This is a genomic window from Methylobacterium sp. 391_Methyba4 (assembly GCF_029691625.1).
GTDB lineage: Bacteria > Pseudomonadota > Alphaproteobacteria > Rhizobiales > Beijerinckiaceae > Methylobacterium > Methylobacterium fujisawaense.
Map to the genome: position 1 here is coordinate 4,364,277 of NZ_CP121475.1, position 17,209 is coordinate 4,381,485.

Below are 17,209 nucleotides of genomic sequence, written 5' to 3' on the forward strand. Positions count from 1 at the left end.
TTCCGGGCTCGCCCGGGGGTGCTCGGGAATGAATGGGATTGCCGGACGGCAGGGCCTGGATCGCGGCGATCCGTTGACCTGATCTCTCCGCGCAGGCCTCCAACACAGCCCTCTGGACCGGCGACAGTCCGTGCGGCCGAAATACGTTGACCCGGGCACGGGCAAGAGCGTGGGCCAGGGCAGACGGCACAACCGGCGGCCGGCATTTCAGTCGACAGCGACGCAGCCCACGCCGAAGCCGAACGGCTGTTCGCGTTCGTCAGCGACCTTCTGCAGACGAGCCTGCCCGTCCCGGCGGGCATCCTGCATGTTGGAGCGACAGCGATACCCGGGTGCCTGACCGAGGGCGATCTCGCCGTGCCCGGAACGCGGGATCGAGCTGAACTGACGAATTCTCGTCCTCCACGGAGGCGCACCGAACAGCGCATCTCGGTGTCCAATGGACCGCCGGAGGCGGCTCCCGCGACCGGTTTCACCCTTTCGTCGAAACCCTGCGGGCCAACCCGGTGCTGAACGGCGCGACGACGCCCTCAAGCGGGCGCACGCGACCAAGCCGATGGCGCTCTACCGGACGCGCGAGGACGACGCCATCGCCCCTGTCCTGAACCCGCGCCCACCGGATCGATGAGCGTCGTGCCGGCCCGCTCCGCTCCGGTCGCGAGGACGGCCAGGTTCAGCCGCCATCCGCGCTAATGCGCCTCCTGCCAGTTCCCCGCCGCGTTGGCCTCCACCACCAGCGGCACCCGCAGCGTCAGGGCCGGCGCCGGGGCTTCCTCCATCACGCCGCGGATGATCGGGATCGCCCGCTCCACCTCGTCCTCGGCAGCCTCGAAGACCAGCTCGTCGTGGACCTGCAGGAGCATGCGCACCCCGAGCTTCTCGTCGGCCAAAGCCCCTTCCATCCGGGTCATGGCCCGGCGGATGATGTCGGCGGCCGAGCCCTGGATCGGCGCGTTGATCGCCTGCCGCTCGACGCTGGCGCGCTCGGACGGGTTGTTGGAGCGGATCTGCGGATAGTGGCACACCCGGCCGAACAGGGTGGTGACGTAGCCCTTGTCCCGGCAGCTCTTCTTGGTCGCATCGATGTAGTCGCGGATCCCGGGGAACTGCTCGAAATACTGCTTGATGAACGCGGAAGCCTCCTCGCGGCCGATGCCGAGCCGGTCGGCGAGCCCGAAGGCCGAGATGCCGTAGATGATGCCGAAATTGATGGTCTTCGCCCGGCGCCGCAGGTCGGGCGTCATGTCCTTGAGCGGCACGCCGAACATCGCCGAGGCGGTGGCCGCGTGGATGTCGATCCCGTCCGCGAACGCCTTCCGGAGTTCCGGGATATCGGCCATGTGGGCCAGGAGACGCAGCTCGATCTGAGAATAATCCGCCGAGATCAGCCGGTTGCCGGGCGCGGCCACGAAGGCGCGGCGGATGCGCCGGCCCTCCTCGGTGCGGATCGGGATGTTCTGCAGGTTCGGCTCGGAGGAGGACAGCCGACCCGTAGTGGTCGCCGCCAGCGAGAACGAGGTGTGGACCCGCGCGGTCTCGCGATCCGCATGGGTCTGGAGCGAGTCAGTATAGGTGGATTTCAGCTTCGAGAGCTGGCGCCACTCCAGGATCTTTTTGGGCAGTTCGTGCCCGGCCTGGGCCAGTTCTTCGAGGAGCGTGGCCGGTGTGGCCCATTGGCCGGAGGGCGTCTTCTTGGCGCCCGGCAGGCCCATCTTCCCGAACAGGATGTCGCCGATCTGCTTCGGCGAGCCCACCGAGAATTTCTCGCCGGCATCCTCCTGGATTTCCTCCTCCAGGCGCACGAGGATCTGCGAGAAATCCCCCGAGAGGCGGCTCAGCATGTCCCGGTCGACCCGGATGCCGCGCTGCTCCATCCGGGCGATGACCGGCAGGAGCGGGCGCTCCAGGGTCTCGTAGACCGCGACCCGGTGCTCGGCGACGAGGCGCGGCTTCATCATCCGCCACAGGCGGAGCGTCACGTCCGCATCCTCGGCCGCGTAGGCGGTGGCCTTATCGATCGCGACCCGGTCGAAGCTCACCTTGTTGCGGCCGGTGCCGGCCACGTCCGAGAAGGTGATCGGCTGGTGGCCGAGATGGCGCCGGGCCAGCTCGTCCATGCCGTGCCCGCCCTTCCCGGCATCGAGGACGTAGGAGATTAGCATCGTGTCGTCGAAGGGCGCCACCTCGACGCCGTAGCGGGCGAGCACGACCCAATCGTATTTGAGGTTCTGGCCGACCTTCAGGACGCCGGGATTCTCCAGAAGCGGCTTCAGTCGGGCGACGGCATCCTTCAGGGGGATCTGGCCCGGGACCGGCTCGACCACGTCGGAGGGCGCGGCCCCTTCGCCGAACAGGTCGGTGGCGTCGGCCTGCACCTTGGCGGCCTGCACGTGCGCCAGCGGGATGTAGCAGGCCCGTCCCGTGGACACCGCCAGCGATACGCCGACCAGGCCGGCCTTGTGGGCGTCGAGCGCGTCCGTCTCGGTGTCGACCGCGATCACACCGGCTTCCTCGGCCTCGGCGATCCAGGCGTCGAGCTGCTCCAGAGACGTGACGGTCTCGTAGGCGGCGGTGTCGAAGGGGGCCACGGCCTCCGCGGCCCGGGCCGCCACGACGTTGCCGGGCGTCGCCTCGACGGGGGCCCGGGGCTTGGCGGGCGCGTCCGGCAGGTCGAGATCCGCGAAGGGGTCCACCGCGCCGCCCTCGGGCGGTGCGGCGCCCGGCGGGCGCTCGGCCCCGGCCGCCGCGGTCTCGGGATCCGGCGGCACGGAATCGCCGAAGAATGGCACCGCGTCGCTGCCGCCGGCCCCGTTGCCGTAGCCATGCGGCCGGGCGCCGGGCAGGAGCCGCGGATCGGGCTTCACCGCCTCGGGGTCGACGTGCAGCATCTGGGCGATGCGGCGCGTCAGGGTGTTGAACTCCATCGCCTTCAGGAAGCCGACGAGCTTCTCCGGGTCGGGCTTCGGCACGCCGAGTTCGTCGAGCGGCACCGGGACCGGCACATCCTCCATCAGCGCCACGAGTTTTCGAGACAGCTTAGCCTGATCGACGTTGGCGAGCAGGGTTTCCCGGCGCTTGGGTTGCTTGATCTCGCCCGCCCGCTCCAGCAGCGCCTCGAGGCTGCCGAACTCCTTGATCAGCGCCGCGGCGGTCTTCAAGCCGATGCCGGGGACGCCCGGTACGTTGTCGGAGGTGTCGCCGATCAGCGCCAGCGCGTCGCCGATCTGGTTGGGTTGAAGCCCCTCCCACTTGGCGATGATCGCCTCGACATCGAGGTTGCGCTCGGGCCGGTAGCCCGGCTTGCCCTTTGCACCGGATTCGAAATCGTAGAACCGCACCTGCGGTCCCACGAGCTGCATCAGATCCTTGTCGGAGGAGACGATGATGACGCCCGCGCCCCGTGCCTCGGCCTGGCGGGTATAGGTCGCGATGAGGTCGTCGGCCTCGTAGCGTTCCAGCTCCACCGCGTGCAGGCCGAAGGCCCGCACCGCGTCGCGCATCAGGGGCATCTGCCGCTTGAGGTCGTCGGGCGCGTCCGGGCGGTGGCCCTTGTAGTCTGGGAACATCTCCTTGCGGAACGACCCTTCCGACTTGTCGAAGACGATGCCGAGATGCGTCGGCATCGTGCCGGCGGCGCCGTCCTGCAGGAACTGCGCGATCTTCGTGCAGAACAGCCGCACGGCGCCGGTGGGCAGCCCGTCGGAGGGGCGCGAATTGTACTTCTGGTCCTGATTGATCGACTGGAAATAGGCCCGGAAGATGAACGACGAGCCGTCGACCAGGATCACCTGATCGCCGGGGCCCACGGACTTAATTTCGGGCTTCGCGTCGGTCATGGGCTCAGGCGGCTCGGGGCGATCAGGAATCGGGCGCGCGGGCGAGTTCGGCGCGGCAGGCCGCGACGAGAACGGGCAACTCGTGGTGGACGGTGAGCCAGACGATGTCCAGCGTCACCCGGTGATAGCTGTGGCGATAGACGCTGCCCGCATCCGCAATCTGTCGCCACGGCACGTCCGCATACCGGTCCTTCGTCTCGGCGCTCAATCGGCGGCTCGCCTCCGAGACGATCTCCAGGCAACGCACGACTGCGAAGTGCGTGCGCTCGTCCGCCCCGAAAGTCTCGAGCGTGAACCCCGCCACAAAGCGAGCGGCACGCTCGGCGTTGGCGATGATGTCGGCGCAGGCGGTCCGCTCGCGCTCAGAAAGCGAAAACGGCATCGCGCTCTGCGTGCTTTCGGACCCGATCCTTGAGGGCCGCCCGGTCCGCCACGTCGACCCGAATCGGAAACAGATCATCGATGAAATGGCACAACCCGACATAGCCGAAGAGACCGCCGACGACGGGCGCATCGATGTCGATCAGCACGTCGAGGTCGCTATCGTCCCCGGCGTCCCCACGGGCGACCGAACCGAACAGCGCGGCATGCAGCACCCCGCGGCGGCGCAGTTCCGCTTCGTTCGTGCGGAGGATGTCGAGGGCGAGCTGCTTGTCCATGGCGGCGGGACCGGAGGGAATCGGCGGCCATCAGCATAGCAGAACCGCGGGGTTGGAGGATCAGGCCGCGAGCTCTTGCCCCAGAGCCTCCACCCGGCGCAGGTCGTCCACGAACGCCGCGTAGGCCTCTTCCTTCGCCTCGTCGGGCAGGCGCAGCAGGTAGGAGGGGTGGACCGTGATGAAGCCCTGGAAGCGGTTGTCGAACCGGTCGAACCGGAACGGGCCCCGCGCCCGGGTGATCGGGACGGCCTTGCCGGTCAGCGCCAGCACCGCGGTCGCGCCGAGGGCGACCACGAGCTTCGGAGCCACGAAGTCCAATTCCCGGTCCAGCCACCAGCGGTAATGGCTGACCTCGCCCGCCGTCGGCTTCTGGTGGATGCGGCGCTTGCCGCGTTCTTCGAACTTGAAGTGCTTGACCGCATTCGTGAGATAGCTCGCCCCACGGTCGATCCCGGCCTCCGCCATGGCGCGGGAGAGCAGTTGCCCCGCCGGTCCGACGAAGGGTCGGCCCTGCCGGTCCTCCTGATCGCCGGGCTGCTCACCCACGAAGGCGATCGTGGCGCCCACCGGCCCCTCGCCGAGCACGGCCTGGGTGGCGCCCGCGACCAGCGGCTCGGTCCGTCGGATGATCGCGTTCAGCTCCTCCAGGGTCTTCGGGTCCTGGTCGGCCATGGCGGCGACGGCGCGGGCCGGGTCGCGGCGTGTGGGCATGGTCGGCTCCCTCTCGATCATCGCTTCGGTGCGCCCGGCCGCCGCGCGGACGAGGGCGGGGATGGCGGCCGTCTCGGGCATGTTGTGCCAGTACTTCTTGGGCATCTCGGCCCGCATGGCCTTCAGGTTGGTGCGGGCCGGGTTGAACGTGCTCTCGTAATAGGTCTGCCAGCCGGCCTCGAACCCGTCGCCCTCCGGCAGCTGCGCGCGGTCGCCCGGCGGTCCGAGGGTCAAGGCCTCCGTATCCCAATGCGCCGATCCGTCCGGCGTGAGGATCGACCAGCGCATCCCGCGGAAGCGATTGACGAAGAACGGCGCCGCAGCCTCGAGAATGTGGTGATCCGGCTCGAACCACGCGATGTAGCGCTCCCCATCCGGCCCCTCAGCCCGGCGGAAGCGCAGGAAGGCGTGCATCTTGTGGAGGTCGCGCCCGATCGCCTTGGCCAGACGGTGCAGGCGGTGGACCAGCGGATCGCTGCCGACCTCCATCAAATGCCGCTCGCCGTGGCAGACGCGCCAGATCAGCGCGTAGAGCAGCCCATAGCGTTCCGGATCGCGGTGCGGGATCACCTGCGGGATCAGAGCGGCGACGGGCTTCGGCAGGGCTAGCGGCGGGCTGAGGGCATGCGCCGCGCCGGTGCCGAACAGGCCGGGGGAGTCCGCCTCCGACCATGTCACCCCCTCGGGTGGGACACCCTCCGCGACGAGGCTCCGGACGGCGGTGCGGAAGCCGTCGAGATCGGCGCCCGGGCGCAGGAGCATGGCGCGCGGCGCGCCGGCATTCCCGTGTCCGCTCGCAGGGGAACGGAGCATCGCGTCTGCGACCTTTCTCAAAACAGGCTCAGTTGCGCCGCCGGCTCGACCAGTCGCGCCCGCAGGTCGAGCCGGTCGGTGAGCCCCACCGGACGATGATCGGCGGCGACGAGGAACGGCCGGGCCCGCTTCAAGCCCGAGGTCAGGCGGGCGACGTCGTCGAGGCGCAGGGTCGCGTGCCGGCGCGCCTTCACGATCTTGTCCACGGCCCGGGCACCGAGCCCCGGCACCCGCAGAAGCCATTCCCGGTCAGCCTTGTTCACGTCCACGGGGAACTTGTCCCGGTGCTTCAGCGCCCAGGCGAGCTTCGGGTCGATGTCGAGGGCGAGCATCCCGCCCTCCGAGGCGTCGGCCACCTCGTCGGGGGTGAATGCGTAATACCGCAGCAGCCAGTCGGCCTGGTACAGCCGGTGCTCGCGCTGGAGCGGCGGCGGCTTCGGCGGCAGGATCGCGGACCCGTCCGGGATCGGGCTGAAAGCGGAGTAGTAGACCCGCTTCAGGCCGACGCTGCCGTAGAGCAGTGCGCTCTTGCGGATCAGCGCCTCGTCGGTGGTGGCGTCCGCGCCGACGATCACCTGCGTCGAGTGGCCGGCCGGCGAGAAGCGGCGCTTCTCGGCCTTGGCCTGCACGATGCGCTCGCCGATCTGGGCCATCGCCCCCTGGATCGCGGCGCCGTCCTTCTCCGGGGCGAGGCGTTCGAGGCTCGCCTCGGTGGGCAGCTCGACGTTGATCGAGAGCCGGTCGGCGTAGAGACCGGCCTCCTCGATCAGCCAGGGGCTCGCCTCCGGGATCGACTTCAGGTGAATGTAGCCGGCAAAGCCGTGATCGCGCCGCAGCGACTTCGCCACCCGGGTCAGCAGCTCCATGGTGTGGTCCGGCGACTTGATGATGCCCGAGGACAGGAACAGGCCCTCGATGTAGTTGCGCCGGTAGAAGTTCAGGGTGAGGTTCACGACCTCCTCGACGGTGAACTTGGCCCGCCGCACGTTCGAGGAGCGCCGGTTCACGCAGTAGGCGCAATCGAACAGGCACCAGTTGGTCAGCAGGATCTTCAGCAGCGAGACGCAGCGCCCGTCCGGCGTGTAGGCGTGGCAGATCCCCGCCCCGGTGGTCGACCCGAGCCCGTCCTTGCCGGCTGCGCGCTTCGGCGCGGCCGAGGAGGCGCAGGAGGCGTCGTATTTGGCGGCATCCGCGAGGATGCGCAGCTTCTTGGCCAGGGTCTCGTCCATCGAACAGACAATGAACAACCCGGCCAAAGGTGCAAGGCCGCCCCGCCTTTCACCCCGGGCCGCGATGCCGCACCCGTCACACCATGTCGTCCGGCTCCAGATCGACCACCCGGCGGGCGAGGTCGTAGGCGAAGCCGGCGCGGGCCATGGCGGCGAGGTCCCGGTCGCGGTGCGCCGCCCGCTGATCCGGGCGGCGATACGGCCCGAGGCGCCGCCGCTTGGCGTAGGCCCGCGCGGCCTGGTCCTCGATCGCCTCCGCCTCACCGTCCGGCAGGGCGTCGCGCTCCGCCAGCATGGCGGCCTCGACGACATCGCGCGGAACACCCTTGGCGGCGAGCTTGGCCGAGACGCCGCGGCTCGACGTGCCGCGGCGGCGCAGGGTGGCGAGGCGGGTGTCGGCGAAGCGCGCGTCGTCCACGAGGCCGGCCGACACCGCCCGCGCGACGGTCGCCGTCACGAGGTCGGTGAAGAGCGCGGGATCCTCGCCCCGGGCGCGGGCCCGCTTCTGGACGCGGCGCGCAAGGGTCCGGCGCAGCATCTCGGTCGAGGCGCTGTAGCGCTCCAGATAATGGAGCGCCGCCCGCTCCAGCCACGCCGGGCTCACAGGGCCGGGCGGCTCGATCTCGCGGTCGCGACCTTCTGGCGCGGATCCTGCAACGAATGGAGATTTCACCGGTTCTTCACGATCTCGACAGGTTTGCGTTCCATGACTCGGGCATGGAACGCGCGCAACGCGACAGGCTCGGCCATGGCCCGAACCACCGTTCTTCGTCAGGCGATCCGCAGGGTCGACGGAACCGTCGGCTGCCACGTGCGGCAGCTATCCTGATGCGGCGTGAATGGCTCCTGGTCCTCGTTGCCCTGGGGCTCGCTGCGGCCGCGGCCGCAATCGTCTATCTGTCGCGCCCGAATACCCTGACGGTGGCGGTCGGCCCGCAGGACGGCCCCGAGGCCGCGCTGATCGAAGCCTATGCCAGCGCCCTCGACCGGGCACGCGAGGATGTCCGGCTCAAGGTCGTGCGCTACGGCGACGTGCGCGACAGCGCCCTCGCGCTTCAGCGGAACAAGGCCGACCTCGCCGTGGTCCGGCCGGACGTGTTCCTGCCCGAGAACGGGTTGACCCTCGCGATCCTGCATGACGAGGCCCTGGTCATCGCGGCGCCGGAGGCGGCCGATATCGACGACATCCCCGCGCTCGCGCGCAAGCGGCTCGGCATCGTGGTCCGGCACAGCGCCGACCTGTCCTTCCTGACGAACCTGCTCTCCTTCTACGACCTCGTGCCGGACAATGCGGGCGCGGACGCGCCGGAGGCCAGCCCTGCCGCCGAGGCGGAGCCCGGTCATGTCACCGTGGTGCCGCTCAAGATCGGCGAGGTGACCGCCGCCCTCGCCGACAAACGCGTCGATGCGGTGGCGGTGATCGCGAGCCCCGCCTCCAAGCCCGCGGCTTCCGTGGTCCGTGCCGTCGAGCTGGGCTCGCCGGAGCGGAAGGTCGGCTTCGTCTCGATCCCGGACGGCGACGCGATCCTGCAGCGCTTCCCCGAATTGCAAGCGGTCACGATTCCGGCCGGCACCTTCGGCGGCCGGCCGAAGCGCCCCGACGAGGAGATCAAGACCGTCGGCGCGTCCTACCGCCTGATGGCGCGGGGCACGGTCAGCCGGGTCGCGGTCGCCTCGGCGACGCAGCACCTGTTCGAGTGGCGCTCGCGTCTGGCCTCGGCGGCGCCGGTGGCCAAGCTGATGAAGGCGCCGGACTTCGACACCACCGTGGCGGCGACCTCGGCGCGCCTGCCGAACCACCCCGGCGCCGTCGACTATTTCGAGCGCGAGCAGCAGACCTTCCTCGATCGCTACGAGGATTACATCTACCTGTTCGCCTTCTTCGGCGGCACGATCGGGTCCGGCATCGCCTGGATCGGCCAGCGCCTCGCCCGCAAGCGCCGGGAGCGCGTGGACTTCGTCCTCGACCGGCTCCTCGACATCATGCGCGAGGTGCGGGCGGCGACCAGCGCCGCCGAACTCGATGCGATCGCGATCGAGACCGACGGGCTGGTGGCGGACGTCGTCTGTTACGCCCGTGAACGCAGCATCGATGCGCGTACAGTCAGCGCGCTGATCCTGGCGGTGGACGGCGTCCATGCGGCGATCGCGGACGCGCGGCGGCAGGCGAGCGAGGCGGAGCCCCGGGCGGCGACCCGCACCCGCACGGCGCGGCTGCTCGCCCTCGACCTGCCGGCTGCGGAATAGCGGCGGGGCCGCGTGGCTGGCGGTGTCGGGATATCATGCTAACGGGAGCCATGTTCGATCCCGTCGCAGCCCTCAACACGGTTCTGGAGAACCTCGACCGCGAGGCCCGTGAGCCCACGAAGCTCCGGGCCGCGCTCGTGCCGCAACTGCGCCGGGTCATCGAAGAGGGCCACCGCGCCGCCGAGGCGCAGCTCCTCGAGGACCGCAACGGGCTGCGCTGCGCGCAGACCTTGTCGAACCTCACCGATGCGGTGGTCCGGGCGATTCACGATGCCGTGGTCTGGCGCCTCTATCCCAACGACAATCCGTCGACCGGTGAGCAGCTCGCGGTGGTCGCCACCGGCGGCTACGGCCGGGGCACGATGGCGCCGGGCTCGGACATCGATCTGCTGTTCCTGCTTCCCTACAAGCAGACGGCGTGGTCGGAGAGCGTCGTCGAGGGGATGCTCTACGTCCTGTGGGACCTGAAGCTGAAGGTCGGCCACGCCACCCGGTCGGTGGAGGAATGCCTGCGCGAGGCGCGGGCCGACATGACGATCCGCACCGCCCTCCTGGAAGCGCGATACCTGTTCGGCACCCGGATCCTCTACGAGGAGCTCGTGACCCGCTTCGACGCCGAGCTGGTGGTCGGATCCGCCGCCGAGTTCGTGGAGGCGAAGCTGCGCGAGCGCGACATGCGCGTCTCCAAGGCCGGCACCTCCCGATACCTCGTCGAGCCCAACGTCAAGGACGGCAAGGGCGGCCTGCGCGACCTGAATACCCTGTTCTGGATCGCCAAATACACCTACCGGGTCCGCGACCAGCTGGAACTCGTGAGCGCCGGGCTGTTCACCCCGGAGGAATACGCGCTGTTCGAGCGCTGCGACGAGTTTCTGTGGCGGGTGCGCTGCCACATGCACTTCGTGACGAAGCGCGCGGAGGAGCGCCTGTCCTTCGGTCTGCAGCCGCGGATCGCCGAGCGCTTCGGCTACGAGCCCCGGGGCGGCCTCTCCGGCGTCGAGCGCTTCATGAAGGCCTATTTCCGCATCGCCAAGGACGTGGGCGACCTCACCGCCATCGTCTGCGCCGAGCTGGAGGCGCGCCATGCCAAGCGCACCCCGGTGCTCGACCGCTGGATCGGCCGGTTCCGCGACCGGTTCCGGGCAACCGCCATGGAGGCGGAGGATTTCTGGATCGACCACGGCCGGGTGAACCTGCGGGCGGAGGACGCCTTCGAGCGCGACCCCGTGAACCTGATCCGGCTGTTCTGGCTCGCCGACCGGCACAACCTCGCGATTCATCCGGACGCCAAGCGGCTGGCCAACCGGTCCCTGCGCCTCGTGAACCCGTCGCTGCGCGTGGACCCCGAGGCGAATCGCCTGTTCGTCGAGATCCTCACCTCGCGGAACGCCCCGGAGGAGGCGCTGCGCGAGATGAACGAGGCGGGCGTGCTCGGCCGCTTCATCCCGGATTTCGGCCGCATCGTCGCGATGATGCAGTTCAACATGTACCACCACTTCACGGTGGACGAGCATCTGCTGCGCACGGTCGGCGTCCTGGCCGACATCGAATCGGGCCGGGTCCAGGAGACCTATCCGCTGGTCTCGCGCCTCGTGCATACGATCCACAACCGCATGGCGCTCTACGTGGCGATCCTGCTGCACGACATCGCCAAGGGCCGGCCTGAGGACCACTCGATCGCCGGCGCCGCCATCGCCGAGAAGCTCTGCCCGCGCTTCGGCCTGAACCAGGCCGAGACCGAGACCGTGCGCTGGCTCGTGGAACACCATCTGCTGATGTCCATGACGGCGCAGAGCCGCGACCTCTCGGACGCCAAGACGATCGAGCGGTTCGCCGCGAGCGTGCAGAGCCTGGAGCGGCTGAAACTGCTGACCATCCTGACGGTGGCCGACATCACCGCCGTGGGGCCGGGGGTCTGGACCGCCTGGAAGGGCACTTTAATCCGCACGCTGTACGACGAGACCGAAGTCTATCTGTCAGGCGGCCATTCCGAGATCGCCCGCACCGACCGGGTGCGCCTCGTGCAGATGGGCCTGCGCGAGCAGCTGCCCGGCTGGGCCTCGGAGGAGTTCGATGCCTACGCGGCGCGGCACAGCCAGGCCTACTGGTTGAAGGTCGACGGCACGCGCCAGCTGAAGAACGCGATCTTCCTGCGCGACGTGGTGCGCGACGGACGGACCAGCGCCACGGACGTGGCCCTCGATCCGGTTCGGGGCGTGACCGAGATCACCATCTACTCGCCGGATCATCCCCGCCTGCTCGCCATCGTCACCGGCGCCTGCGCGGCGGCGGGGAGCAACATCGTCGACGCGCAGATCTTCACCACCACGGACGGGTTTGCCCTCGACACGATCTTCATCTCCCGCGCCTTCGAGCGCGACGAGGACGAGCTGCGCCGGACCAAGCGCATCACGGCGGCGATCGAGCGCGCGCTGAAGGGCGAGATCCGCATCGCCGACCTCGTCGCCGACAAGCACCCGACGGCGAGCACCCGCGCCAAGACCTTCCCGGTGCCGCCGGACGTGATCATCGACAACGCGCTGTCGAGCCGGGAGACCGTCGTGGAGATCACCGGCCTCGACCGGCCGGGCCTGCTCTACGAGCTCACCACCGCCTTCAGCCGGCTGTCGCTCAACATCACGTCGGCGCATGTGGCGACCTTCGGCGAACGCGCCGTGGACGTCTTCTACGTCACCGACCTCACCGGCACTCGGGTGACGCAGCCCGACCGGCAGGCCGCGATCCGCAGCGCCGTGATGGACGTGTTCGCGCACGACGTCGCCACGCTGAAGGCCGAGGGTCTGGAGGCGCTCGTGGCGGCCCCGCCGCCGCGCGAGGCGTGAGCGGACGGGTTGATTTCGCGACCCCTTGGCCAGATATCAGCGCCGATTCCACGATCCCTCACCGATTCCCGCCCACGACTGAAACGTGATGACGAGCAACGACATGCCTCAGGATGACCAGCGCCAGACCACGGTCGAAGCCGGTGCCGGCGCGGCCCAGGATTCCGCGCCCGCGGGTCAGGGCGGCGAGTCGGCCTCCGTCGATCCCGTCGCGGAGGCCCTGGCTCTGCTGACCGCCGAGCGCGACGAGCTCAAGGACCGGACGCTGCGCACCCTCGCCGAGATGGAGAACCTGCGCCGCCGGACGGAGCGCGAAGTCGCCGACGCGCGCGCCTACGCGGTGACCAACTTCGCCCGGGACGTTCTCAACGTCGCCGACAACATCCGCCGCGCCCTCGACAGCGTGCCGGACGATGCGAAGTCCACGGCCGACGGCGCCCTGAAGGGTCTGATCGACGGGATCGAACTCACCGAGCGCGACCTCGCCAAGACCCTTGAGCGCCACGGCGTGAAGATCGTCGAGCCCCAGGGCCAGAAGTTCGACCCGAACCGCCATCAGGCCATGTTCGAGGTGCCGAACGCGGAGGTTCCGGCCGGTACCGTCGTGCAGGTCGTGCAGGCGGGCTACGTCATCGGTGATCGCGTCCTGCGCCCGGCCCTGGTGGGCGTCGCCAAGGGCGGCCCGAAGGCGGCGGCCAGCCCGGCGGACGCCGCCTGACTGACACTGCCGCTCGTCCCCGCGGCGCGGCCTATTGGCAGGGCAGCGCCGCGGAGAAATCCGAGATGAATCGCGCCGCCTCCCGGGTGTGAGCGGGCGCGCGCGGATCCCGGGCGACCGCACCGGCCTCGACCGTGAGGCGCCGATTGCACGCGCAGCTCGTAAGCGTGCCCGACATCGGATCGGCCGAGCAGATGTCGTGACGCGCGCAGGCAAGGTCCAGCGCGTCGATCGGCCGGAATCCGGGACCCCGGTTACCCGGCCCGCAGAAGTTTCCGTAGATCAGGATGGCACCGCGCCCGGTGGGTCCGGGCGGGATGATCTCCTGGGCCCGTACCGTTACGGCGCAGGCCGCGAGCCCGAAGGCGAGCAAAGCTGTCGTGAGGGTGGTCGGTTTGGGGATGCTCACGGCCGATCCTGTCGGAGAAGACCCTCGATCCCGCACGGCAACGCCCGCGCGACATTCGGAATCGCCGCCCTGCACCGGCCATGACCTCGTTCGCGCGGCCGACGGATTCGCGAAGCCGAACGTCGCGTATGGCGTCCCAGCCCACGGGAAGCGTCAAGATCTCCGGCAGCGAATATTTGTTAGAATCTATAATTCACGCCGGCCCTGACCAAGGCGAAACCAGATTCCTGTTTGCCGGCACCATAATATGCCGGAACGCTGGCGTTGTAGTACGTAGCAGCGGACGATCCGCGACCGAGATGGAGGTAGAGGGCCTCCACCTTGGCGGAAAGCTTCTCGGTGAAGGCGTATTCGATGCCGCCGCCGGCCGCATAGCCGGTCCGATCGGTCGCCGGCAGGGTGTAGGGATAGGATCCCGCATAGGTCGAGCGCGTGCCGCCGCCATACGCGAAGCCGCCGGTCCCGTAGATGAGGACGCGGTCGATGGCGTAGCCGAGCCGGCCGCGGACCGTCCCGAAATAGTCGAGGCTCGGCCGAACGCTGTAGTACGGCGTGGTGCCGAGATAGGCTGCATCCGCCTTGGCGAAGGCGGTGCCCTGGAGATCGGTCTCGAAGCCGACCACGAAGCCGGAGCCGGGCGTGAACTGATAATTGTAGCCGATCTGGCCGCCACCGGCGAAGCCGCCGCCCCGGCCGCCGCCCGTGACCGCGCCGTAGGTCGGATCGGTGAAGCTGCTGCTTCCGGTGCGGAAGGCGTATCCCGCATTCACGCCGGCGTAGAAGCCGGTCCAGGTGAAGACCGGCAGCGACGGCGGCAGCGGTGGGGGCGGCGCACGGCGCGGCAGATCGGCCGCCTGAGCGGCGAACGCGAAGCAGCAGGCCGCGGCTCCCGTAAGGGCTGCGTGGATCTTGAGCGTCATGGACATCTCGTCGTGGAAGGCGGCGGAGCCGCAGGATCACAGGGTCAGGAGGAGCAGGCCGACGACGGTCACCGCCAGAATCAGGCAGAGTGCGAGATCGAGGATGGCTGCTCCGCCGCAGGTCGGCGCCGGATGCGCGGTGCGAAGGCTGGACAGGGTGGTCATGACCGGTCCTCCCGGTATCCGGGCGTCTGCATCGCGGTCCTCATGGTCCGGAGGGCGCGTTTGGGCACGCCGAGAGCGGCAGGTGCCGCCGCCCCGCCTGAGGGGATGACGGGAGCGGCGGCCTGCGGCGCCTTCGGTGCAGCGGCGCGGTGGACCGTTTCCGCGACAGCCACACCGAGGACGGGCAGCGTGAGCGCGGCGGCGACGCAGACGATGCGCCGGAGACGCGGAAGGGGGTCGTTCTGCCGCGGGCGGAACCCGGAGGCCGGAGGCAGGGTGAGGGGCGGTAGCGTCTCCAGGACCAGTCGGCGTGTCGGAACGGTCATGGTCCTGTGCTCCTCCTTTGGCGTGGGAAATTTGACCACGACGTCGATGTACGTGTGCAAAAATCCCACGTCAATTCGAAATCGGCGGATCGAGGTGCGCCGCCGCACGCAGTGGGATTGTATCCCACGGCACAAACCGCCACCATGCGATCATGTCTGAAACTGCCGATACTCCGCGGGACGGCGCGAGCCTGCACGCGCCGCTGGCGCGGCTGCTGCGCCCCCTCGTGCGCCTGCTGGTGGCCCGTGGAATCACCTTCCCTGCGCTGACCGACCTGTTGCGCGAGCTCTACGTGAACGTCGCCGAGTACGATTTCGCCCTCACCGGCAAGGAGCAGACCGACAGCCGCGTCTCGCTGCTCACCGGCATCCACCGCAAGGAGGTGCGGCGCCTGCGCGGGGCCGGCGCCCCGGTGAGTGCCGTGCCGGCGGTCGTCTCGCGCACCAGCCGGATCATCGCCCGTTGGATCGCCGATCCGGCCTTCACCGACCCGCAGGGTCATCCCCTGCCGCTGCCGCGGACCGCCGACGGCAACGCCCCCTCCTTCGAGACCCTGGTCTCGGGCGTGACCCGCGATCTGCGGCCACGGGCAGTCCTGGACGAGTGGCTCGACCGGGGCCTCGCCTTCACGGATCCACAGGACCGGATCGTTCTCGCCGAGGCGGCCTACGTGCCGCGGGGCGACGGCGCCGAGGGGCCGCAGCTCTACTATTTCGGCCGCAACCTGCACGACCACATCGCGGCCGCCGTCGCCAACATCGTCGGCGACGCGCCGCGCTTCCTGGAGCGGGCGGTCCATTACGACGGCCTGTCCAAGGACCTCGCGATCAAGCTCGAGGCGCGCGCCCGCGAGATCGCCATGGAGGCGCTGCAGCAGGCCAACCGGGAAGCGCACGCCGCCTGCCAGACCGATCCCGGCGGCACGCATCGGTGGAATTTCGGTCTCTACGTCTACACGGAAGCGGCGCCCTCAGCGCAACCCAAGGACGAGCGGTGAGAGGCCGGCCGGTGCGCGCCTTGCCCAACCGCCGGTTCGTCCTGCGCCTGCTCGCGGGCGCCGCGACCTTTCTGCCGGGCCCCGTCCGGCCGCAGGAGGCGCCGCGCGACCAGGGCATCGGCGGCACCGGCATGATGCGAACCGACGAGCCCCGCAACGGACCCCTCGGCGAGGGCGACCGCGGGATCGGCGGCACCGGCGTGATCGGCACGATCCGCCGCTTCGGCTCGATCATCGTCAACGACCTGCGCATCGCCTATCCGCCGGACGTCGAGGTGCGCATCGACGGCACGGCGGCGAAGTCGGCCGACCTCAAGATCGGGCAGGTGGTCCACGTGGTGGCCCGGCCGGAGGGCGCCGGGCTCGCCACGGGGCGGATCGACGTGACCAGCGAGGTGGTCGGGCCGGTGGAATCGGTCGCGCCGGGGCGGTTGGTGGTCCTCGGCCAGCGGGTCTCGACGGCGGGTCTCACCGGCGCCTGGAAGCCGGGGGCGCGGGTCGCGGTGAGCGGGCTGCGGCGGCCCGACGGCGTGATCGTGGCGAGCCTGATCGAGGCGCGGGATTCCGGGCCCGACCGCGTCGCCGGGCCGGTGCGGCGGATCGCGGGCGGCCTCGGGATCGGCGGCCTGCGCATCGCGGGGGCCGACACACTCCCGACGGGCCGTCGCGCCCTGGTGACGGGCACGGCGGCGAACGGCGTCCTCACCGTGACCAACGCCGCGCAGGTCGGCCTGCCATTCCCGCCGGGGCTGAAGCAGGTCTCAATCGAGGCCTATATCGGCCGGTCCGGCAGCGGCTTCGATGTCGGCGCGGGCTATGCCGTTGCGGGGCGCCCGGGCGCGCGCGTTCCGCGCGCCGGGAGCGTGAAGGCGGTGCTGACCGCAGCCATCGCGCGGGACGGCGACCTGACGGTGGAGCGGCTGCGGATCGAGAACCGCATCGCGCCCGAGCCGCAACAGCCGGATGCCCCGCGGTTCGAGCGGGAACGCGACCGGCTCGACCTGCGCAATCTCCCCGATGAGCTGCCCGGTCGCTTCGGAGCCGAGCCCGGCGGCCGGCAGGGCGGCATCGGCGGCTCTGGCGGCATCGGCGAGCCGCGCGGCCCCGCGATCGACACCCGGCCGGGGGGCACGGTCGTCCCCGGGGCGGAGGGTCCCGGCGGATTCGGGGCGCCCCGCGGCGGATTCGGCGGCGCACCGCCGGCCGCTCCGGGGGCGTTCCCCGGCGGTCCCGGAGGATTCGGCGGCCCTCCCGGGGGTCCGGGCCCCGGTGGAGGCGGCTTTGGCGGCGGGTTCGGCGGCCCGGGGGGCGGCCGGCGCTAGGCCGACCATCGTC

At 70.2% G+C, this 17,209-nt stretch carries 15 protein-coding genes; 5 read left to right on the forward strand and 10 right to left on the reverse strand.

Features of this window, described 5'->3' with window-relative positions; all coding sequences use genetic code 11:
• Nucleotides 1-689: 689 nt before the first annotated feature.
• From polA to P9K36_RS20565, 6 genes are all read right to left on the reverse strand, one after another.
• Nucleotides 690-3,836 (reverse strand): DNA polymerase I, encoded by a 3,147-nt coding sequence (polA, locus tag P9K36_RS20540; protein WP_111473663.1) that lies wholly within the window; start codon nucleotides 3,834-3,836, stop codon nucleotides 690-692.
• Between the two features lie 22 nt (nucleotides 3,837-3,858).
• A complete protein-coding gene (locus tag P9K36_RS20545; protein WP_179697063.1) occupies nucleotides 3,859-4,218 on the reverse strand; it encodes a HepT-like ribonuclease domain-containing protein in 360 nt (119 codons plus the stop codon).
• Complete coding sequence (locus P9K36_RS20550) at nucleotides 4,199-4,495, reverse strand: nucleotidyltransferase (protein ID WP_043356924.1); 297 nt, start codon at nucleotides 4,493-4,495, stop codon at nucleotides 4,199-4,201. Before P9K36_RS20550 ends, P9K36_RS20545 begins: the two co-directional genes overlap by 20 nt.
• A gap of 60 nt (nucleotides 4,496-4,555) precedes the next feature.
• A complete protein-coding gene (locus tag P9K36_RS20555) occupies nucleotides 4,556-6,019 on the reverse strand; it encodes a UdgX family uracil-DNA binding protein (protein ID WP_043758873.1) in 1,464 nt (487 codons plus the stop codon).
• 17 nt (nucleotides 6,020-6,036) lie between these two features.
• Nucleotides 6,037-7,248 carry a putative DNA modification/repair radical SAM protein gene (locus P9K36_RS20560; RefSeq protein WP_111474343.1) on the reverse strand — a complete coding sequence of 404 codons (1,212 nt, stop codon included), beginning with the start codon at nucleotides 7,246-7,248 and terminating at the stop codon, nucleotides 6,037-6,039.
• A gap of 76 nt (nucleotides 7,249-7,324) precedes the next feature.
• Nucleotides 7,325-7,852 (reverse strand): RecX family transcriptional regulator, encoded by a 528-nt coding sequence (locus tag P9K36_RS20565; RefSeq protein WP_278305892.1) that lies wholly within the window; start codon nucleotides 7,850-7,852, stop codon nucleotides 7,325-7,327.
• A gap of 224 nt (nucleotides 7,853-8,076) precedes the next feature.
• Here P9K36_RS20565 and P9K36_RS20570 point away from each other — a divergent pair, with 224 nt between their 5' ends.
• From P9K36_RS20570 to grpE, 3 genes are all read left to right on the forward strand, one after another.
• Entirely contained in the window at nucleotides 8,077-9,495 is a 1,419-nt protein-coding gene (locus P9K36_RS20570; protein WP_043349228.1) for a TAXI family TRAP transporter solute-binding subunit, read from the forward strand.
• 50 nt (nucleotides 9,496-9,545) lie between these two features.
• Nucleotides 9,546-12,338 carry a [protein-PII] uridylyltransferase gene (locus tag P9K36_RS20575; RefSeq protein WP_043349231.1) on the forward strand — a complete coding sequence of 931 codons (2,793 nt, stop codon included), beginning with the start codon at nucleotides 9,546-9,548 and terminating at the stop codon, nucleotides 12,336-12,338.
• A gap of 103 nt (nucleotides 12,339-12,441) precedes the next feature.
• Nucleotides 12,442-13,056, forward strand: a complete 615-nt coding sequence (gene grpE, locus P9K36_RS20580; protein ID WP_043381244.1) for a nucleotide exchange factor GrpE — start codon at nucleotides 12,442-12,444, stop codon at nucleotides 13,054-13,056.
• Nucleotides 13,057-13,087: 31 nt separating this feature from the next.
• Here the strand turns inward: grpE and P9K36_RS20585 are convergent, their stop codons facing one another.
• The 4 genes from P9K36_RS20585 to P9K36_RS20600 form a co-directional block, all read right to left on the reverse strand.
• Complete coding sequence (locus P9K36_RS20585) at nucleotides 13,088-13,465, reverse strand: hypothetical protein (protein ID WP_278305894.1); 378 nt, start codon at nucleotides 13,463-13,465, stop codon at nucleotides 13,088-13,090.
• A 179-nt stretch (nucleotides 13,466-13,644) separates the two neighbouring features.
• Entirely contained in the window at nucleotides 13,645-14,385 is a 741-nt protein-coding gene (locus P9K36_RS20590) for an outer membrane beta-barrel protein (RefSeq protein WP_278305895.1), read from the reverse strand.
• Nucleotides 14,386-14,421: 36 nt separating this feature from the next.
• A complete protein-coding gene (locus P9K36_RS20595; RefSeq protein ID WP_257787384.1) occupies nucleotides 14,422-14,550 on the reverse strand; it encodes a hypothetical protein in 129 nt (42 codons plus the stop codon).
• On the reverse strand, nucleotides 14,547-14,876 hold the full coding sequence (locus P9K36_RS20600; RefSeq protein ID WP_043758875.1) for a hypothetical protein: 330 nt from the start codon (nucleotides 14,874-14,876) through the stop codon (nucleotides 14,547-14,549). Before P9K36_RS20600 ends, P9K36_RS20595 begins: the two co-directional genes overlap by 4 nt.
• Nucleotides 14,877-15,028: 152 nt before the next feature.
• On the opposite strand from P9K36_RS20600, the gene P9K36_RS20605 reads away from it, so the two are divergent.
• Nucleotides 15,029-15,874 (forward strand): DUF6502 family protein, encoded by an 846-nt coding sequence (locus P9K36_RS20605; protein WP_043349250.1) that lies wholly within the window; start codon nucleotides 15,029-15,031, stop codon nucleotides 15,872-15,874.
• 11 nt (nucleotides 15,875-15,885) lie between these two features.
• Nucleotides 15,886-17,196 (forward strand): DUF5666 domain-containing protein, encoded by a 1,311-nt coding sequence (locus P9K36_RS20610; protein WP_278305896.1) that lies wholly within the window; start codon nucleotides 15,886-15,888, stop codon nucleotides 17,194-17,196.
• Nucleotides 17,197-17,209: the final 13 nt, after the last annotated feature.

Bases quoted from the DNA above. Each gene is read 5' to 3' on its own strand.
- P9K36_RS20555 (WP_043758873.1), bottom strand. From the start codon at position 6,019: ATGCTCCGTTCCCCTGCGAGCGGACACGGGAATGCCGGCGCGCCGCGC.
- P9K36_RS20575 (WP_043349231.1), top strand. From the start codon at position 9,546: ATGTTCGATCCCGTCGCAGCCCTCAACACGGTTCTGGAGAACCTCGAC.
- P9K36_RS20595 (WP_257787384.1), bottom strand. From the start codon at position 14,550: ATGACCACCCTGTCCAGCCTTCGCACCGCGCATCCGGCGCCGACCTGC.
- P9K36_RS20605 (WP_043349250.1), top strand. From the start codon at position 15,029: ATGTCTGAAACTGCCGATACTCCGCGGGACGGCGCGAGCCTGCACGCG.
- P9K36_RS20600 (WP_043758875.1), bottom strand. From the start codon at position 14,876: ATGACCGTTCCGACACGCCGACTGGTCCTGGAGACGCTACCGCCCCTC.
- P9K36_RS20590 (WP_278305895.1), bottom strand. From the start codon at position 14,385: ATGACGCTCAAGATCCACGCAGCCCTTACGGGAGCCGCGGCCTGCTGC.
- P9K36_RS20545 (WP_179697063.1), bottom strand. From the start codon at position 4,218: ATGCCGTTTTCGCTTTCTGAGCGCGAGCGGACCGCCTGCGCCGACATC.
- P9K36_RS20550 (WP_043356924.1), bottom strand. From the start codon at position 4,495: ATGGACAAGCAGCTCGCCCTCGACATCCTCCGCACGAACGAAGCGGAA.
- grpE (WP_043381244.1), top strand. From the start codon at position 12,442: ATGCCTCAGGATGACCAGCGCCAGACCACGGTCGAAGCCGGTGCCGGC.
- P9K36_RS20560 (WP_111474343.1), bottom strand. From the start codon at position 7,248: ATGGACGAGACCCTGGCCAAGAAGCTGCGCATCCTCGCGGATGCCGCC.
- P9K36_RS20570 (WP_043349228.1), top strand. From the start codon at position 8,077: ATGCGGCGTGAATGGCTCCTGGTCCTCGTTGCCCTGGGGCTCGCTGCG.
- polA (WP_111473663.1), bottom strand. From the start codon at position 3,836: ATGACCGACGCGAAGCCCGAAATTAAGTCCGTGGGCCCCGGCGATCAG.